The sequence below is a fragment of the Shewanella pealeana ATCC 700345 genome (genome assembly GCF_000018285.1).
Classification (GTDB): domain Bacteria; phylum Pseudomonadota; class Gammaproteobacteria; order Enterobacterales; family Shewanellaceae; genus Shewanella; species Shewanella pealeana.
Window position 1 is genome coordinate 3,376,961 of the sequence record NC_009901.1, and the last position, 17,412, is coordinate 3,394,372.

The 17,412-nt window shown below is 44.6% G+C and carries 14 protein-coding genes; 3 read left to right on the plus strand and 11 right to left on the minus strand.

Going from position 1 to position 17,412, the window contains the following annotated elements; translation table 11 throughout:
- Positions 1–295 precede the first annotated feature (295 nt).
- From rodA to SPEA_RS14640, 3 genes are all read right to left on the minus strand, one after another.
- The gene (gene rodA / locus SPEA_RS14630; protein ID WP_012155990.1) at positions 296–1,375 is read right to left on the minus strand and encodes a rod shape-determining protein RodA; all 1,080 of its coding nucleotides are present in this window, start codon (positions 1,373–1,375) and stop codon (positions 296–298) included.
- Positions 1,376–1,717: 342 nt separating this feature from the next.
- Positions 1,718–2,674 carry a universal stress protein gene (locus SPEA_RS14635; protein WP_012155991.1) on the minus strand — a complete coding sequence of 319 codons (957 nt, stop codon included), beginning with the start codon at positions 2,672–2,674 and terminating at the stop codon, positions 1,718–1,720.
- A 444-nt stretch (positions 2,675–3,118) separates the two neighbouring features.
- On the minus strand, positions 3,119–3,604 hold the full coding sequence (locus tag SPEA_RS14640) for a VOC family protein (RefSeq protein ID WP_012155992.1): 486 nt from the start codon (positions 3,602–3,604) through the stop codon (positions 3,119–3,121).
- Positions 3,605–4,048: 444 nt separating this feature from the next.
- Here SPEA_RS14640 and SPEA_RS14645 point away from each other — a divergent pair, with 444 nt between their 5' ends.
- Both SPEA_RS14645 and SPEA_RS14650 read left to right on the plus strand, forming a co-directional pair.
- Positions 4,049–4,693, plus strand: a complete 645-nt coding sequence (locus SPEA_RS14645; protein ID WP_012155993.1) for a recombinase family protein — start codon at positions 4,049–4,051, stop codon at positions 4,691–4,693.
- A 20-nt stretch (positions 4,694–4,713) separates the two neighbouring features.
- The gene (locus SPEA_RS14650) at positions 4,714–5,901 is read left to right on the plus strand and encodes a multidrug effflux MFS transporter (RefSeq protein ID WP_223296616.1); all 1,188 of its coding nucleotides are present in this window, start codon (positions 4,714–4,716) and stop codon (positions 5,899–5,901) included.
- Positions 5,902–6,214: 313 nt separating this feature from the next.
- Here SPEA_RS14650 and SPEA_RS14655 read toward each other — a convergent pair whose 3' ends face one another.
- From SPEA_RS14655 to SPEA_RS14670, 4 genes are all read right to left on the minus strand, one after another.
- Positions 6,215–7,108 carry an AraC family transcriptional regulator gene (locus SPEA_RS14655; RefSeq protein WP_012155995.1) on the minus strand — a complete coding sequence of 298 codons (894 nt, stop codon included), beginning with the start codon at positions 7,106–7,108 and terminating at the stop codon, positions 6,215–6,217.
- An 86-nt stretch (positions 7,109–7,194) separates the two neighbouring features.
- Positions 7,195–8,757, minus strand: coding sequence for an Ig-like domain-containing protein (locus SPEA_RS14660; RefSeq protein WP_223296510.1), 1,563 nt, complete (start codon positions 8,755–8,757; stop codon positions 7,195–7,197).
- Positions 8,758–9,272: 515 nt separating this feature from the next.
- Positions 9,273–10,865: an ABC-F family ATPase gene (locus SPEA_RS14665; RefSeq protein WP_041411545.1), complete on the minus strand. Its 1,593-nt coding sequence runs from the start codon at positions 10,863–10,865 to the stop codon at positions 9,273–9,275.
- A gap of 302 nt (positions 10,866–11,167) precedes the next feature.
- Entirely contained in the window at positions 11,168–13,441 is a 2,274-nt protein-coding gene (locus tag SPEA_RS14670) for a heavy metal translocating P-type ATPase (RefSeq protein WP_012155998.1), read from the minus strand.
- Between the two features lie 99 nt (positions 13,442–13,540).
- On the opposite strand from SPEA_RS14670, the gene cueR reads away from it, so the two are divergent.
- The gene (cueR, locus tag SPEA_RS14675; protein WP_012155999.1) at positions 13,541–13,939 is read left to right on the plus strand and encodes a Cu(I)-responsive transcriptional regulator; all 399 of its coding nucleotides are present in this window, start codon (positions 13,541–13,543) and stop codon (positions 13,937–13,939) included.
- A 5-nt stretch (positions 13,940–13,944) separates the two neighbouring features.
- On the opposite strand, the gene SPEA_RS14680 is transcribed toward cueR, so the two are convergent.
- The 4 genes from SPEA_RS14680 to SPEA_RS14695 form a co-directional block, all read right to left on the minus strand.
- On the minus strand, positions 13,945–15,978 hold the full coding sequence (locus tag SPEA_RS14680; protein WP_012156000.1) for a S9 family peptidase: 2,034 nt from the start codon (positions 15,976–15,978) through the stop codon (positions 13,945–13,947).
- 117 nt (positions 15,979–16,095) lie between these two features.
- Positions 16,096–16,323 (minus strand): hypothetical protein, encoded by a 228-nt coding sequence (locus SPEA_RS14685; RefSeq protein ID WP_012156001.1) that lies wholly within the window; start codon positions 16,321–16,323, stop codon positions 16,096–16,098.
- 172 nt (positions 16,324–16,495) lie between these two features.
- A complete protein-coding gene (locus tag SPEA_RS14690; RefSeq protein ID WP_012156002.1) occupies positions 16,496–16,621 on the minus strand; it encodes a short-chain dehydrogenase in 126 nt (41 codons plus the stop codon).
- Between the two features lie 30 nt (positions 16,622–16,651).
- Positions 16,652–17,410, minus strand: a complete 759-nt coding sequence (locus SPEA_RS14695) for an SDR family oxidoreductase (RefSeq protein WP_012156003.1) — start codon at positions 17,408–17,410, stop codon at positions 16,652–16,654.
- Positions 17,411–17,412 lie beyond the last annotated feature (2 nt).

Sequence of the window (17,412 nt, forward strand, 5' to 3'; positions counted from 1 at the left end):
ATTTGAGTGTCCGGCCATTGATACAAGAATGAAGCACCTAAAAACTTACAAAAGCTTTGCCGGTCCAACTCCGTGGGTTGATCACTTATCCATGTAGCGGCATTAAGGTGGCATGAACAAGAGGTTCTAGCCGGAACGGAATTATACAAATGCCCGCTTACATTAAAAGACGTTAATCTAATTTAGTTACGAAATGTGCTGACAAAGCGATCACTCACACCAATAAGCGTGATCATGATCACGTAACCTAGCAACAGCCCACACCTAAAAGGTGTCTAAAGAGAACAAGTATACTTTAGGGTTTATATGACTTTTGTAGACAAAGTGACATTATGATGCCGAAACAGATCCCTTGGGTGATCATCGCTGTGCCACCATAGCTAAAAAAGGGCAATGGGCTGCCCATTACTGGCAGTATACCGCTCACCATCCCCATATTAATAAAGGCATATAAGAAGAAACTAAGTGCAAAAGTGGCACTGACTAAACGATTGAATGACGACTTACATTGATAAGCTAGCCAAATGACTCGTCCTGTAATAAACAAATAAAGCCCTACCAAGAGTAAGCATCCGATAAAACCCCACTGCTCAGCATAGGTTGAGAAAATAAAGTCAGTGTGACTTTCCGGGATGAATCCAAGTTGCCCCTGCGTTGCATTCGTCCAACCTTTTCCATGCATTCCCCCTGAACCAATTGCAATCAATGATTGAATAATTTGGTAACCCGCACCAAGGGGATCGGATTCTGGATCCAAAAATTGAGTCACACGTTTTTTCTGATAGGCCTCCATGACAAAAAACCACAACATAGGGATAGTAATCGCGACCCCACCGATAAACGAACCAATAATTTTCCAACTCATTCCGGCAAAGTACAAAACAAACAGCGCGTAGATAACTGTAAATATTGCACCATCCAGATCTGGCTGAATAAATATCAATCCCGCCGGAACAGAAGTAACAAGTAGACAGATGGTGATTTTTTTAATATCAGGTCGCCCACCTTCGGCTGCTAAAATCCATGCAACCATCAAGGGGATAGCAACCTTGACTAACTCCGACGGCTGGAATCGTATAGGACCAATAACCAACCAGCGTTGAGAGCCGTTAGTGCTATCACCAGCAAAAATGACTCCGAGCAGGAGAATGACTGCAGATGCATATAGATAAGGGGTAGCTCGTTTATAACTTAACGGTGGGATGACTGACATGACAACAATGCAGCTTATCGCCATAACAGCTCGAACAAGGTGTCGCTCTAGAATAGATTCACTGAAACCGCTAGCACTCCATACCGTTAGGGAGCCAAGCAGAATCAACAACGAAATCGCGAGTAGTAAAGGGAAGTCAATTCGAGGTGTATATTTAAACATATCTATCTTCATTCAACATCAAGCTGAGTGGCAAGCAACCGGGGCTCATAATGGCGGAGAGTATAAACTGTTTTTTTATTATTAAAATCTGCTTGTTTAAGTTAATTTTCATCCAGATTTTACAGCTCTGCAGTTTAAGCTGCTATTTAGTGATCTAGTTGGTCTATTCAAGGTCCTGTTTAGTCTGCAAAGTCGCAGCGGGTTTAAGTATCAGAGGCGGGGCAGACTCCATTGAGTCGTATGATATTACCGGATGCAATGACATCCGGTAATTTTGTGAACATCAGTTATTTTTGAAGAGCCACTATTTTGAAGAGCCAGCAATAGCAACTATGTAACCCGTTAACTGATCGGTGACTCAAACCCTTCAGGCTTTAATGCCACTAACGAGCATTTGATCGACTGCAATATATTCTCTGCCGTGTTGCCAATAACAAAGCCAGGAATACCAGTCCTTGCCAAGGTTCCCATCACTAAAATATCGATCCCTTTCTCATTGACGAACTCTGGGATTTGAGCATCTGCAGCACCTTGCAGGTGGTGAATAATAATTTCACCGTCAACACCGGATTGTTCAATCAGACTATCTAATGCTTCGCGGTGGCGCATCCTTGAGGCTTCAAGTTCTGTTGTAAGCTCTTGCTGATCAATTTTAATCCACAGAGTATTTCTTAGGTAGCTTTCGAGTTGATACTCCCAGCAAGATAAAATATGTAAGCGATAGTCGCATCTGTTGGCAATATCACGTGCTAACTGCAACATTCTAAGTGAGAGTGCATTTTCTTCGAGGCTTGAACTAATAGGATCGATCGCGACTGCAACCTGTCGTTTGTCCAAGGGTTGATGAACTAAACGATTAAGCCAGACAGGACAAGGACATTTTCGTAGTAATGTCATATCGATTGCCTTGAACCCTTCACCAGTTTCGGCCAAAGGTTCGGCATCTTTGATCAACAAATCATGCTTATGCTTTAAGATGTTTTTAATGATATTTACCGCAGGTTTTTCACCGCTTAATACTTCCACAGGCAAGGGAACATCAACCTCCGCGATATGATTTTGCAGTCTGCTTTTATCTATTTGCTGATTGACTATTTGACGCAGGGCATTTTCATAGGTGTCTTGATATTGGGTGTTTATTTTGTGAGAGTTGATGACGTTAGCCGAGAGTGCTGGGCAAACAATCAAACCTTTCACCTGTGCATTATTGGCTTGAGACAGTCGCAGAGCCTGCCCGATTGAGTCACTGTCACTGGGTAATCCCTGACTCACCAATAATATATTCTTGAAACTTTTCATCTCTACCTCCGTAATAAGGAGTACGTTGAGGGCTGGCGTTAAGCTTTTAATTGAGTTTAACCTGTCACGCTTGTTTATTTCTTACCGACGAAAACACAGCTAAACGCAACAGATCCTTTCAAGTATCGTTCTACACCGGAAAATTTGCCAATAGGAGTGTGAAATGAGGCGTAGCTTGAGCGATATTGTCCAATCATTGGTTTGCACTCAGTGGTCGTCTAGCGTTCTACAGGATAATGTGAAGTTGTCAGCGTAGGCTTACCATATGAGCGACTTCGTCTGCGTGAAAGCTTGTTCTTACATCCAAAGTCCAAGGTACTAAGGCCTGAAAATAGTCTACAGTTCATAGAATTAAAGAGTTGATTTTTCATTTAACAAAAAAGGATTAGCAAGACTACTAACCCTTTTTGACTGTTCGTTGCGAGTTGTTCGCTACAAAATCAATTACTCGTAGTCAGACGCATAAGTTTCTTCGTAAGTATGCGAATAAAGCTCAAACAAGTTACCGAACGGATCTTCTAGATAAACCATTTTGGCCTGTTTATTATCATCTTCCGGATGATAACGCATAATATCCATACGCACTCTGCCGCCAAATTCCTTAGTACGTTTAATCACACCTTCAAAGTCGTCAGTTTGAAGACAGAAATGGAAAATACCAATACGAGAGAAATCGACTTCATGGCGTTCTTGACGATCAACCATTTCAAACAGTTCAACGCCAATCCCATCAGTTGTCACAAGGTGAGCAATATTGAAACCTTTAAAGCCTTCGCCGAAAACCGCAATACACATTCTCCCGATAGCCGTCTCACGCTCTTCAACAACTTGTGTGTTGCCCATCACCACTTTTAGGCCTAGAGCATTAGTATAAAACTCAACGGCTTTATGCATATCGCCGACCATGATACCTAGGTGATTCATCTTCATAATTTTTCTCCAACTTATAAGGTGTTATTGGTTACTCATTTCGATGGATTAAAGTATAGGGTCAGAAAATGAAAACATTAAATTATCATTAATTATACAAATGATAATCAAATTTTATAATTCGAGACTGTCGAGCCAACGCTATGGCTTAGTGCTGAACCGCCAACAATGAAAGAGTTTTGCGCATATATACTCCTACAGCACTCTATTAACTTTGTAGTCGCTGCTGACCTTTCAGGGCTAACTTGCGCTCAACTCTATGCTTACCACTTATTTGAACTGAGCAACCAGAAAAGATAATTGACAGATTTTCATCTTCAATTCAGTTATATACACTCACACACAAGGGGCTAAAATAGCTCACAGTTCACTGAGTCTTGAACATATTTGCTCATTCCATTACAATTATGACCCATTACACCAAACGACCTACGGGAAGATGCTATGAAGACCTACCTTTATACTCGGTACTCCCCCAAGAACAAATCCTATCAAGGCCAACTAACTGCGATGAGGTTGTTAGCCCCAGAGGCCGAGCACTTCCAAGACAAAGTACGTGGCGATACTCCTCCCATGGAACGAGCAGCGTTTAAGCAATTACTTAGCTCTGTTAAATCCAAAGATACGGTGATCATCTGGTGGTTGACTGATTTCGGTCATGATTTCAGCCAAACCTTACACACTATCACCCGCTTTTTGGATAAAGGAGTTAGATTGCAGACGTCCTGTGAACCACTGGTATTTGAAGCAGATTCGACTCAAAGCCATGGGTTACTGGCTCTCATATCGGGTTACGGAAAAGTACAAACCCAACATCGGCTATTGGCTGCAGAGCAAGGTAGAAATGCACTCAAACACGACTCTGAGCAATGGAAACAAAGATTCAGCGGTAGACCTGCAAATAAAGAGAAACATCAGCAAATCGCCACATTGTTACTTGAAGGGGAAACTCTACTAAGTGTTGCGGAGCAGTGTGGCGTCAGTATATCTACCGTAAAACGTGTCAAAGCCAAATTAGGTACATTTGACGATGAAGGCAGCTTGAGACGCAGAGGAAAAGCCGCCTCAACCTCGAATGATACTGAGTGAGCAGGATTGTGAGCAGAGTGATGAATTTTAAAGCCATCTTACTGGCCTGTTTAATTATCAGTGTCGGGCAATTGAGTATGGGATTAGTATTCCCATCACTGCCTTGGATAGCCAAAGATTTTTCGGTTTCCCATGAACAGGTTCAGATATTGGTCAGTATTTATTTACTAGGATTTGGTCCTTCACAGTTTTTCTACGGCCCTATTTCTGATGCGCTTGGACGCAAAAAAGTGTTGTTAATTGGCCTGATGATCGCCATGCTAGGTCTACTTATGATCATTTTTCTCAGCCATTCATTTACCGGTATGGTGCTAGGGCGCTTCCTTCAAGGATTAGGTACCGGATGTTGTGCTGTACTGGCTCGAGCCTCCACACGAGATAACTTCAGTGGTGCAGAACTGCCAGTTGCAATGTCCTACATAGCAATGGTCGCCTCGATAACACCTCTGTTCGCTCCAGTGCTTGGTGGCTTCATCAACTTCCACTTTGGTTGGACTATGGTGTTCATCTCTTTACTGGGTTACCTCACTCTCGTTTGGGCTGTTGCGGCATTACGATTCCAGGAAACTATCGACCATCCCTCTCCCCTTCCGTCTCCGAAGAAGGTGTTACTTCAGTATCGTGAGCTACTGAGTTCTCGTTACTTCATGAGCTTTGCCAGCATAGGTTGGCTAAATTTCAGTTTGATGATCACTACGATTTCGGTGATGCCATTTATCATGCAAAACCAAATTGGTATGACGTCTGATAAGTACGCGATGTGGGCGATAATCCCTGCATTAGGCATGTTAATCGGCGCCAGTATCTGTAATCGGATCCGTCCCTTAATCGGTAGTAAGAAACTCCTGCTATATACGCCAGTGTTGCACCTAGCCGCAGCGGTGTGGTTGTTCTTCTGCCCAGTCGAGCCTTTATACTTAATGTTGGGACAACTACTGATGATTCTAGGTAACAGTATCGCCTTACCTTGTGTTCAAGCCATGGTGATGCAGCCATACAAGAAACAAGCGGGAGCGGCGGCAGCGATGTCTGGAGGCGGACAGATGGTGGTTTCCTCAATAGTCAGTATGGTACTGATAAATTTAGGATTAAGCCAAGCCTGGCAGCTTTCTTTGATCATTGTCGTCTTTGCAATAATCACGCTCATTAATGTTATGCGTGGTTTTGCCACCCAAGAAGCCATGCAATCAATCACGACTAAACAATAATACTAAAGAGACCACCCAAGCTGAGGATGTGATGGCAAGAGTTGTCAATAAAGTGAGCCCCGTAAAGCCTGACTCAATGTAATGGTAGAAAAAAGAGAAAAGCCCTTAATATATCTAAAACATAAATGTTTAGGCTCGATAAGCAGGTTGAGGATCCACGGTGGCAGAATGTGATTGAAGAGAACAATACTATTAGCATTAACTATTTAGTCCTCCTCACGGCAATCACATCTGATCACGCAAGCTTAACTCATACCGTTAACTCACCTTGTATAAGTTAAATAGGCTTAAGGCGCACTCGACTCAAACAAGGTTACATAACGGCGTTGTAAGCCGACCGATAACACGATGGTGTTTGTCCATTAAGACGCTTGAAATATCGTACAAAATTTGTAATGTCATCAAAACCTAACTCAAAAGCGATAGATTGCACACAATCCCCCTGCATTCTTAGTTTTCGTAAAATCTCTAAATTCAAACGGAAGTCTATAATCTGCTTAGCCGTACGCCCACTACAGCATTTACATAATTGGTTTAAAGCCTTGTAGCTTAGATGCATTTGGTCGGCATAACTCTTAGCCTCACGCTCAAGGTGAAATTTCTGCTCCACCAAGCCGAGAAACTCGCTAAAACGTCGTCTATGCTCACCATCAGCATTATTTCTTTGTGAGCTAGAGCTACGCAACTGAGCCAACTTAAGCACCAAAGCAGAAAATAATAATTTGACTTCAATAGAGTCAGATCTCTGCTGAGCGATAGCATCTGATATAAGATTAATCATGCTATGGCAATTCTGACTCAAACAAGGGTCAAGCCGCAGTACCGAAGCGCATGACAGGCTTAAGTGAAACGGAATAAAGTAAGAGTAACGAATATTGGCCGAACACTCTGAAAAAAAAGTTGGGGTAATAATGACCATCTTTCCTTGGGGGGAATCTGCGGCATCGAATGCATGATGCTGTCCCTGATTGATAAAGATCACATCGCCACTCTGATAAGGGTGTAGTACCCCATCTACTAAGTGCTCCCCTTGCCCCTTCTCGATATAGATAAAACTAAAATAGTTGGCGAATTGAGGTTGAAATGGGTTATCGAAATATTGATTCTGATGAGTGTAAATCTGCTCCAGCTTCACCACATCAATTTTCGACTCAGAAGAGTCTGAATCATTATGCTCTGTAATCGAAATATTCTCTAAAGAAACCATTATATTTATCTCCATTTAAAATGGTAACGGATTCCACTTTCACGTACAAGGACACCGGCCTTGTCCGGTGCCCTAAAGTGAACAGTTTAACGGTGCATTAGCTCTACTCGTGAGGCTCTATCATCATAGTCATCAGCATGACACGCTTTACACGACTGTGACGGTCTCAACCAAGGCTGACGGAACTTACCATCCTTCGAGAAATGATAAGGGCTGTCAGAAGGTTCCGACAGATCAATTTTAAAGAGATGTGAGTTGATTGGCATATGACAATCTGTACAATCTGCAACTGCGGCATGAACTTTAGTCGCTCCATCTGCAAACTCCTTGACCCCATGACAATCTTGACACTCAGTGATCAATGCCTGTTCGTGTCCTGGTTTATCTTGGAAGTTAGTAGATTGATGTGGATTGTGGCAATCTGCACAGTGAAGATGGCGCTTCGACCCATTAGGTATACCTGTGTCAGGATCGATAGCCATTAAGGCGTCTCCTGCTGTCCGACCTTCTTCAAAGTATTCCTTATAGCGACCGCCAACTGTGTCTCCGCCAAAGTCAGCATTATAAGGTGTCTGATAGCTTGGGTAATACCGCTCCCCCTCTTTAGTATGACATTCACCACAAGCTACAGGCTCTCCATAGGCCATATTCAGTGCCGTCAAGTCCGCGGTTAGACGACCCTCTGCTTTACGAGTGATATTATCTTTACTTGGTTTCTTAACGTGATCGCTACCAGCACCGTGGCACGCCTCACATTGCACGCCTTGCAGAGCAAAGGTTCCTTCCATGCCGATTAAATCATCCTGACGATTACGATTACGGTGATCGCCTGGCTCAGAAGTGTAATCTCGCCAGCCAGTGTTATGACAAGTACCACATTTATAAGGCATAGCATCTGCACCAGCACCAGGCGCAAACGGTACCATTCTATCTGCGGTGATCACGCCCCCTGTCGGCACCACGTCTACCATAGCTTTAGTACCATTAACCATATAACCATTTTTATCCAGCAATATCCCTTGTCGCTGGTATCCACCGAGCACATAGCTAACATCAGCCCAGCTCATTGGTGCCCCTAAACTATTCTCAACCCCCTCTAGATGGTCAAATATCCCCTCCATGGTGGTGAAAGGAAACTCCGGCATCTGATCTTTTTCGACTTTAGTAAACTTAAAGTTATGACCGGTCTGCTGGAAGCTCGCTTTATTTGTATGGCAACTAAGGCAAGTATCAGTACCAACGTAATCGCGCAAACTGGCCTTCACTTCCACATCAACCTTCGCTCGCCCCTCATTGCTTTGATCGTCAAGAATGACATACTCAATTTGGGCTAAGCCATAAGTATCTGATTCAAACCAAAGTTGGTTATCTTGCATACGCACTTCGCCGACGCCATTTACCACTTTAGCCTCTGACAATGTTAGCTCACCGCCCTCCGGATCGCTGGACTCGGCCAGCACATCAATAGCGGTTTCCTCACCGATGACGGCAACAACAGATAAACTGCCTGCCACGGGAGGAAGATTAACACCTTCATTATTATCGTTATTATCATTGTTATCGCTACCACAACCAACCATAAGCGCTATCAGCGTACTGGCGATTAGTGTTCGGCGACCATGCTCTGTTACATGTCTTCTCATCATCATAACTCCATTTAATTTTATTTTGCTTTCGCAGTAAAAGAGTAATAAAGGGTAAAGAATCAATACAGGTCATTTATGGTCCCGGAATTGTCAATTCAGCACCATCAGAACGTTTTGTGAACTGGGTCTTCATTTACCCAATTATGAGTATTCAAGCTAAATGACCACTCCGAAAATGGCGACGCTACGGTGATATTTGTTTTCGAAAATAAGTGAGAGACAACAACGTCACCGCGCATTATGGAGGTGCGTTGGTCAAGTCCACATTGGTTGACTCTTAAAAAAGAAAGGGAAAAAACGCCACGACTTTTATCAAATGAAGTTTGATGGAGATCTATCGGTGAATAACCAAACCACACTGTGGTGTAGCAAACTTTCTGGCACAACGTCGACTCTTATCAGAAAGCTGCCATCCATGGACGCTCCTAAAACCAAGAGTGACATAAGTGTTCCAGACACAAAAAAGCCCGATTTCTCGGGCTTCTCTTTCATAAAGCTAAAAACAAGGTCAATAAAAATTAACCTTCGATACCTTTGCTCGTTAGGAACTCATCATAAGTTCCCTTGAAATCATTCACACCATTTGGTGTGATTTCAATAATACGGTTCGCCAATGATGATACGAATGCACGGTCATGACTGACGAACACTAGTGTACCTTCGTACATCTCTAATGCGTTGTTCAATGACTCGATTGATTCCATATCCATGTGGTTGGTTGGCTCGTCCAATAGCAGGATGTTTGGCTTTTGCATAATAAGCTTACCAAACAACATGCGGCCCTTTTCACCACCAGATAGTACTTTAACTGACTTCTTGATATCGTCAGAACCAAACAGCATACGGCCTAAGTAACCACGTACTGATTGATCGTCATCTTCAGGTTTGCGCCACTGGCTCATCCACTCAAACAAAGTCATGTCGTTAGCGAAATCTGACTCGTGATCCTGTGCGTAGTAACCAATAGCAGAGTTTTCAGACCACTGAATCGTACCCGAGTCTTGTGGGATATCGTGTACTAAGGTACGTAACAATGTAGTTTTACCCACACCGTTGTCACCCAAGATCGCGATACGCTCGCCCACTTCAGCAATGATGTTTAGATCTTTAAATAATGGCTTATCAAAGCCTTTGCTTAAGTCTTCAACAATCAAAGCATTACGGAATAGTTTCTTCTCTTGCTCGAAACGAATGAATGGATTAACACGGCTAGACGCTTTAATTTCATCAAGCTTAATTTTATCGATTAGCTTGGCACGTGATGTTGCTTGCTTAGCTTTAGAAGCGTTAGCAGAGAAACGTGCAACGAATCCTTGAAGCTCGGCAATTTGTGCCTTCTTCTTAGCGTTATCAGACATCAAACGCTCACGTGACTGCTGTGCAGCCATCATGTACTCGTCATAGTTACCTGGGAATACACGGATATCGCCGTAATCCAAGTCAGCCATATGCGTACAAACAGAGTTCAAGAAATATCTATCGTGCGAAATGATAATCATGGTGCTGTTACGCTGGTTAAGCATCTCTTGCAACCAACGAATAGTGTCGATGTCCAAGTTGTTGGTTGGTTCGTCAAGAAGCAGTACATCTGGATCGCTAAATAGCGCCTGAGCCAACAATACACGTAACTTAAAGCCTGGTGCGATTTCGCTCATTAGACCGAAATGTTGCTCAACACCAATACCCACGCCCATTAGTAACTCACCTGCGCGAGATTCAGCGGTATAACCGTCCATCTCAGCAAATTCCATTTCTAAATCAGCTACTTTAATACCATCTTCTTCAGACATTTCTGGCAAAGAATAAATACGGTCACGTTCTTGCTTCACTTTCCAAAGTTCAGCGTGGCCCATGATTACAGTGTCAACAACGTTGAACTCTTCGTAACCAAACTGGTTCTGACTCAACTTACCCAAACGCTCGTTCACGTCTAATGATACGTTACCGCCAGTTGGCTCTAAATCACCAGCAAGGATCTTCATGAAGGTTGATTTACCACAACCGTTCGCGCCGATCAGACCGTATCTGTTTCCGCCGCCAAACTTAATTGAGATGTTTTCAAACAGTGGCTTGGCGCCAAACTGCATGGTGATATTAGCTGTAGTGATCAAGGTATCAATTCCGCTCTTGGTTATATGATTAACGTCATCATAGATAAAACAAAAACCAGTAGAACGATACCGAGATTGTGCCCGATAAAGACCTACTGGCCGAAGACTGACGCCATTGAGCATCTAGCCTGTAAAATTTAGCGCGATATTATAGCATTTTAGGCTAATTTATCAACTACCAATGCGCTGTTGCTGTGGATATAAATGTATCTGGCTATTTAGTTTACATATCGAGCAAACCTAAGCCACACCAGCAAACAACGCAGTGGCTGATTAAGCTTAGTATCGCTTTGTTGGTCGTATCATTTTAGTCTCTGTGAGCGTAGACGGTTAGCGTTACTCACCACCGTTAGTGAAGACAGCGCCATTGCAGCTCCCGCAATTACAGGGCTGAGCAAGATGCCAGTAAAGGGGAATAATACCCCTGCCGCAATGGGGATCCCCAAGCTGTTATAAATAAAGGCACCAAACAAGTTCTGTTTGATATTGGTCATGCTTGCCCGCGCGAGTGCTAAGGTATCGTTAATCACTATGAGTCTTGCCGATAGCAGCGTAAAGTCGGCACTCTCAATGGCAACTTCGGTACCACTGCCCATGGCAATACCAACATCAGCACTCATTAGAGCGGGCGCATCATTGATGCCATCGCCCACCATGGCCACCACTTCCCCTGCTTGCTGTAATTCGAGCACCTTTTGCTGTTTTTGCTCGGGTAACACCTGAGCAAATACGCTATCAATACCCACTTTGTCTGCAACTGCTTGGGCCGTTAACGGGTTATCTCCTGTCAATAGCACCACCTTTAATCCCTGGTTTTTCATCGCCTGCACTGCCTCTGCAGCATCGGCTTTTATCGGGTCGGCAATTGATATTATGGCCACCAGCACTTTATCCACTGCCACAAACACAGGCGTTTGGCCCTTGCTCGCAAACTCTGCCACCTGCTGTTGATAGCCAGATATGCCATCTACATTTCCATCGATATCAGCATCAAGTTTGCCGCCTAAGCCTGCTTGTTGCATCAGGCCCATATTACCAACAGCGTAGTGACGCCCAGCAATAAACCCTGTAATCCCCTTGCCTTGCACATTGGCAAAACTATCAGGCTCCTTGAGCGTAATGGATTGTTGTTTAGCCTTAGTCATTATGGCGCTGGCGAGTGGGTGCTCAGAATGTTGCTCTAGACTTGCTACATCTTCGAGTAAGCTTAATTCACATATATTTTTATCTAACAGCAAAATCTCTGTCACCTCAGGCGACCCTTGGGTCACAGTGCCAGTTTTATCTAACACTACTGTGGTGATCTTGCTGGCGGTTTGCAGCGCTTCACCATTTCGAACTAAAACGCCCATCTGCGCAGCGCGGCCTACCGAGACCATTATCGACATAGGCGTTGCTAAACCGAGCGCACAAGGGCAGGCAATAATCAATACGCTGGTCAATACGACTAGGGCGTGAGACAGCGCAGGTGCTGGCCCGAACAGGTACCAAATTAGCGAGCTGAGCAGTGCAATAATGATAACAACAGGCACAAAGTAGGCCGAAATCTTATCGGTTAAGCGGCCTATGGGCATTTTTGAGGTTTGGGCCTGCTGAACTAATTCGATGATCTTCGACAGCTTAGTATCCTTCGCCGATGCAGTGACGCGATAGATAAGCGCCCCATTACCATTAACCGTACCAGCGCTAATATTATCGCCTACTGCTTTATGGACAGGAATGGGCTCGCCGGTCAACATCGACTCATTAATCAGTGTCTGCCCTATTAAGATCTCGCCATCGAGTGCCACCCTATCTCCGGGTCTGAGTCGCAATCTATCGCCCACTTGCAGCAGATTAATCTCCACCTCTTCATCACCATCGTCAGTTAGGCGTATCGCAGTGGTTACCTGTAAACCAAGAAGACGCTGCACCGCTTCACTGGTCTTGCCTCGAGCGCGCAGCTCTAATGCGTGACCAAGGTTAATTAAACCTAAAATCATCACACTGGCCTCAAAATACACATGTCGCGTATCGGCTGGGAACCACTCGGGGGCAATCACCACCATCATTGAATAGATCCACGCCGCACTGGTACCTAACGCGATAAGGGTGTCCATGTTGGCGCTTTTAGCCTTAATGGCGCGCCACATGCCCTGATAGAAGTGCCGGCCGGTAAATAGCATCACCAAAAAAGTGATTACACCCACTACGCCCCAAGCCTGTTGCTGCTGGGCATTGCTCACCATCATTTCGCCACCGAGCAGGCCCCAGAGCATTAAAGGCACACCCAGACCCAAGCCAATTGATGCCTGTATTAACCTAAGCCGATACTCTTTACGCTCATCGATGCCTTTTTGCTCTGCGGCTGTGCGTGCATCGATGATAGCTTCACTGTCATAGCCTACACTTGCGATTATCTGTATTGCATCTTCGGCTGAAATCGCTCCCGACACCTGTACCAGTTTATCGGCCAGATTCACCCTTGCGGCAATATCACCTTGGCCATTACGGCTGGCATTTGCAAAGGCTGTTTCAATCTTGGCTACGCAACTTGCGCAGCTCATCTTAGGTACATATAAACTTATGTTAGCCATCAGAACACTTCCTAATTTGTTTCTTTATAGAATGAAGCGTAATGTCTCCTACAGGGGGAGAGTCAAATATCTAATAGATTTAATTTTAGGAGAGAACGGATGAGAATTGGGGAAGTTGCAAAATTAACTGGGTTATCGGTCAAGAGTATTCGTTACTACCATGATATTGGACTGGTGCTTGGCCAACGAGGCGATAACGGTTACCGCGAGTACAGCCAAGGCTCGATTGAGGCGCTGCAGTTTATCCAACACTGCCGCGCTTTAGGCTTTGCCTTGGAAGATTGTAAGGCGCTGCTCGAGCTACAAAATAACCACAGCCGAAATGCTGCAGATGTGAAAGCCGTTGCGACTCACCACCTGCAAGATATTGAAAACCGAATAAGCCAACTCAGTATATTAAGAGATCAATTAGCCCAGCTCATTCACGACTGCCAAGGTGGTGAACAGCCTAACTGCGCCATACTCACAGGCTTAAAACAACCCTGTTCTGCGAAGTGAAAAAGCTACCTGCGGCGTAGGTTATCGATATTTTCAATCGCCAAAGCAGGAATACTACCCGCAGGGGTAAAGCCAAAGATCTGGCCGTAGAAAGAGAGCTCGGCTTCTAACGCCTGTTTCTTACTCTCAGGCGATACCCTATTTGCCGCGTCGTCATTAAACTCTAGGTATACCACTGGAATGCCTTTGCGCTTCACTGATTCATACATAATCAATGACTGCTTGGCAGGAATAAGTGAATCATTTACGCCTTGAATGAGCAATAAGGGTTCATTGACCCCTTTAAGGTTATACATGGCAGAGCGCTGCTTATAATTATCTAAATCACCCAATAAGCGCAGCAAGTAACGGGATTCAAACTTATGTGCGCTGCGTTTAAACTCCTCCATATCGCTGATCCCTGAGTAGCTTACACCCGCGCCAAAAGTGCTGTAATAAGCTATGGCCGACAATGCGGTAAAGCCACCAGCACGATTACCGCGTATGGCAAGTTTGCGTCCATCGACATCACCACGGTTAACCAAGAAGCCTGCGGCTCGAACGGCATCTTCCACATCTGACTTGCCCCAATTACCATAGAGGCTGTTACGATAGTCTCGTCCAAAGCCTGTACTGCCACGATAGTTGACATCAAAAACGGCAAAGCCTCGGCTAGTCCAATACTGGATATCACGCCTAAAGGCGCGGCTCGCCTTAGCTGTTGGTCCTGGATGCAACATCATCACTAGCGGGGGCTCTTGGTTTTTGGGCCCTACAAAATTGGGATTTTTAGGTAGGTAGAGATAACCGTGGGCGCTCTGGCCTCCACCGGTTTTAAAACTCAAACTCTGAGCTCTTGAGATAAGGTTGGGGTCCATCACCGGCAGCTCAGGAGCATACACGAGCTGCGCCGAACGCCCTTGGATCTTGTAGATCCCCTTCTCTGGTGTCTCTTTTTCGCCAACAAATAACACCTCACTGCCGTTCTGGATGACATAGGTGATTTCGGCAAAGTTAGCCGCGATAGCCTCAACGGCACCGCTAATAGTATCGATGCGGATCAACTCGGCTTCGCCGCCATGATTGTAGCTCGCCACTAGGCTATGTTCGTTTTCAAAGGCGTAGCTATACTTACCCACCTGCCAATCGGCCACGGCAAATTCAGCTTGTTTCTCTAACACGATTTCAGGCTCAAGTGCCTCATTTAACCGGTAGATATTCCACCAATTATTAAAATCTGCAACAAAGTAAAGCTGGCCTGTCGGACTAAATAAGGGTTGAGTGATAGAGCCTTGTTGTTCGGTCTTTATCTGCCTTGGATTTTGAATCGCTCCTTTAGAGTCAAGATCGGCAATCCACAGCTGAGTTTCATCCCAAGGCATATTCGGATGCTGCCACGACACCCAAGCTAGCTGAGTCTGATCGGGAGAAAGCGTAGGCGCTGAGTAAAAATCGGCGCCAGAAATTAAGGTTTCGCCCTCATCGGCATAACTTAAGTTAATACCAACTAGACTATTAACTGGCTCACCTTTAACACGGTGATCTTCACGGATGCAGATGAGTCGTGAGCCCTTAGGGTTAGAGATGCACCCTCCGTGGCGAGTGCCATTTGGCGTAAGTGGAAATGGCGCTTGATTGGGCGCAATGCGATATAAGATTTGGTCGGAAAATTTAGTAGCAAACAGGCTATTGCCGATTGCAACAAACGGAGAGCCACCATACTCATGGACACGACTACGAATATCGAAGTTTGATGATATCTGTTTAGTCACTGAACCTTCAATTTCTAAACGATAGACAGCTTTCTTACCACCATTGTTAGCGTTAGATTGAACGAAATAAATACCCTGAGATGTGGCGCGGACATCGCTAATATCGTCGGCAAGATCGTACACGTCCTCAGGAGTGACAGGCGAGGCCCAGCTGCCATATTGGGCAATATTAACCCCTTCAATAGCGGGTTTAGCCTCAACGACTTCGTTCCGCTTAGGATCACTATCACAACCTGCTAGCGTAAACAGACCCGCTAAGGCCAATAATGCTGTTTTAAGTGCTCTCATTTCATACCTAAAATTAGTGTCCTTGAAACGGTCTTATTTACTCGGTTAAAATTGAATACCAACACAAGTAAATACCAGTAAACTCAAACGAATACAGATTGTTAAGATTGCAGGCCGTTACTTTCGAGTCCACTTGTTAACAAACCATCGAATAACACCCAACTGCTTGCGCTGACTTAAGCCAAAGAAGATACATACCCAAGGCGACAGCAAGATATACCAAGGAATAGCCGCCGTACTTTTGCCAGTAAGAAGTAGATAAAAAAATCCAAAATAGATCACCAGCAGACCGACGCAACCCACAACTAACATCATCCATTTTGTCGCTCTTTCTAGCTTATCCATTTTGCAGCCATACTCCTTCTGTTATCTCATTATTATGACCCATAGCCTAGCTAATGTTCAAATCGGGTATTTTCTTGTTTTTAAAAATTAAAGCCTAAACATGAATGCATTAAAAGTGCTGACATAAAAAAACGGGCCTAGGCCCGTTTTTATCTTTTACTTTAAAGCAAACTTATAAGCGAATGCCACCGTCAATTTCAAATACACGGCCGTTTACCCAGCCGTTTATATAGTCATTTTCAATGATAAAGCGTACTGTAGAGGCGATCTCTTCTGCTTGACCTAATCGCCCACACAATTGACACCATTTTCTACGCGAATCGCAAACTTATAAGCGAATACCACCATCAATTTCAAATACGCGGCCGTTAACGTAGTCATTTTCAATGATAAAGCGTACTGTAGAGGCGATCTCTTCTGCTTGACCTAAACGTCCAACAGGCACCATTTTCTCCAAGCGCTCAAGTGCTTCAGGCTTCATAGCTGCCGTCATCTCGGTTTCAATCACGCCAGGTGCTACTGCAGCGCTACGAATGTTGTAACGCGCAAGCTCTTTGGCCCAACCCACGCTCATCGCTGCTACACCAGCTTTTGATGCTGCGTAGTTTGTCTGACCCACGTTACCCGCTTTTGCAAGGCTAGAGATATTAATAATCACGCCTTCTTGTCCAGTCTCAATCATCGCAGCTGCCGCTTCACGACCGCACAAGAATGAACCAGTTAGGTTGACATTAATCACCGACTGGAATTGATCAAATGACATACGCTCAAATACTTGGCCTTCTTTGGCTTTAAGCAACAGGCCGTCACGCAAAATACCGGCATTATTGATCAGTACATTGACCTGACCAAAATCCTCTTTAATGAACTGAAAAGTGGCGAACACATCTTCTTCGTCGGTGATATCTACTGCATAACCTTGAACTTCAGTGGATGCCCCTAAGTTCGCACAGGCTTTTTCCAACTTTTCTTGGTCAACGTCGATAAGTGCTAGCTTGGCACCTGCAGCCGCTAAATTCTCCGCCATGGCGTAACCTAGTCCACCTGCACCACCAGTAATAACAACAACCTTATCTTTTAAATCCATTG

Coding starts and splice junctions, on each gene's coding strand:
- rodA (WP_012155990.1), bottom strand. CDS start 1,375: ATGTTTAAATATACACCTCGAATTGACTTCCCTTTACTACTCGCGATT.
- SPEA_RS14635 (WP_012155991.1), bottom strand. CDS start 2,674: ATGAAAAGTTTCAAGAATATATTATTGGTGAGTCAGGGATTACCCAGT.
- SPEA_RS14640 (WP_012155992.1), bottom strand. CDS start 3,604: ATGAAGATGAATCACCTAGGTATCATGGTCGGCGATATGCATAAAGCC.
- SPEA_RS14645 (WP_012155993.1), top strand. CDS start 4,049: ATGAAGACCTACCTTTATACTCGGTACTCCCCCAAGAACAAATCCTAT.
- SPEA_RS14650 (WP_223296616.1), top strand. CDS start 4,714: ATGAATTTTAAAGCCATCTTACTGGCCTGTTTAATTATCAGTGTCGGG.
- SPEA_RS14655 (WP_012155995.1), bottom strand. CDS start 7,108: ATGGTTTCTTTAGAGAATATTTCGATTACAGAGCATAATGATTCAGAC.
- SPEA_RS14660 (WP_223296510.1), bottom strand. CDS start 8,757: ATGATGATGAGAAGACATGTAACAGAGCATGGTCGCCGAACACTAATC.
- SPEA_RS14670 (WP_012155998.1), bottom strand. CDS start 13,441: ATGGCTAACATAAGTTTATATGTACCTAAGATGAGCTGCGCAAGTTGC.
- cueR (WP_012155999.1), top strand. CDS start 13,541: ATGAGAATTGGGGAAGTTGCAAAATTAACTGGGTTATCGGTCAAGAGT.
- SPEA_RS14680 (WP_012156000.1), bottom strand. CDS start 15,978: ATGAGAGCACTTAAAACAGCATTATTGGCCTTAGCGGGTCTGTTTACG.
- SPEA_RS14685 (WP_012156001.1), bottom strand. CDS start 16,323: ATGGATAAGCTAGAAAGAGCGACAAAATGGATGATGTTAGTTGTGGGT.
- SPEA_RS14695 (WP_012156003.1), bottom strand. CDS start 17,410: ATGGATTTAAAAGATAAGGTTGTTGTTATTACTGGTGGTGCAGGTGGA.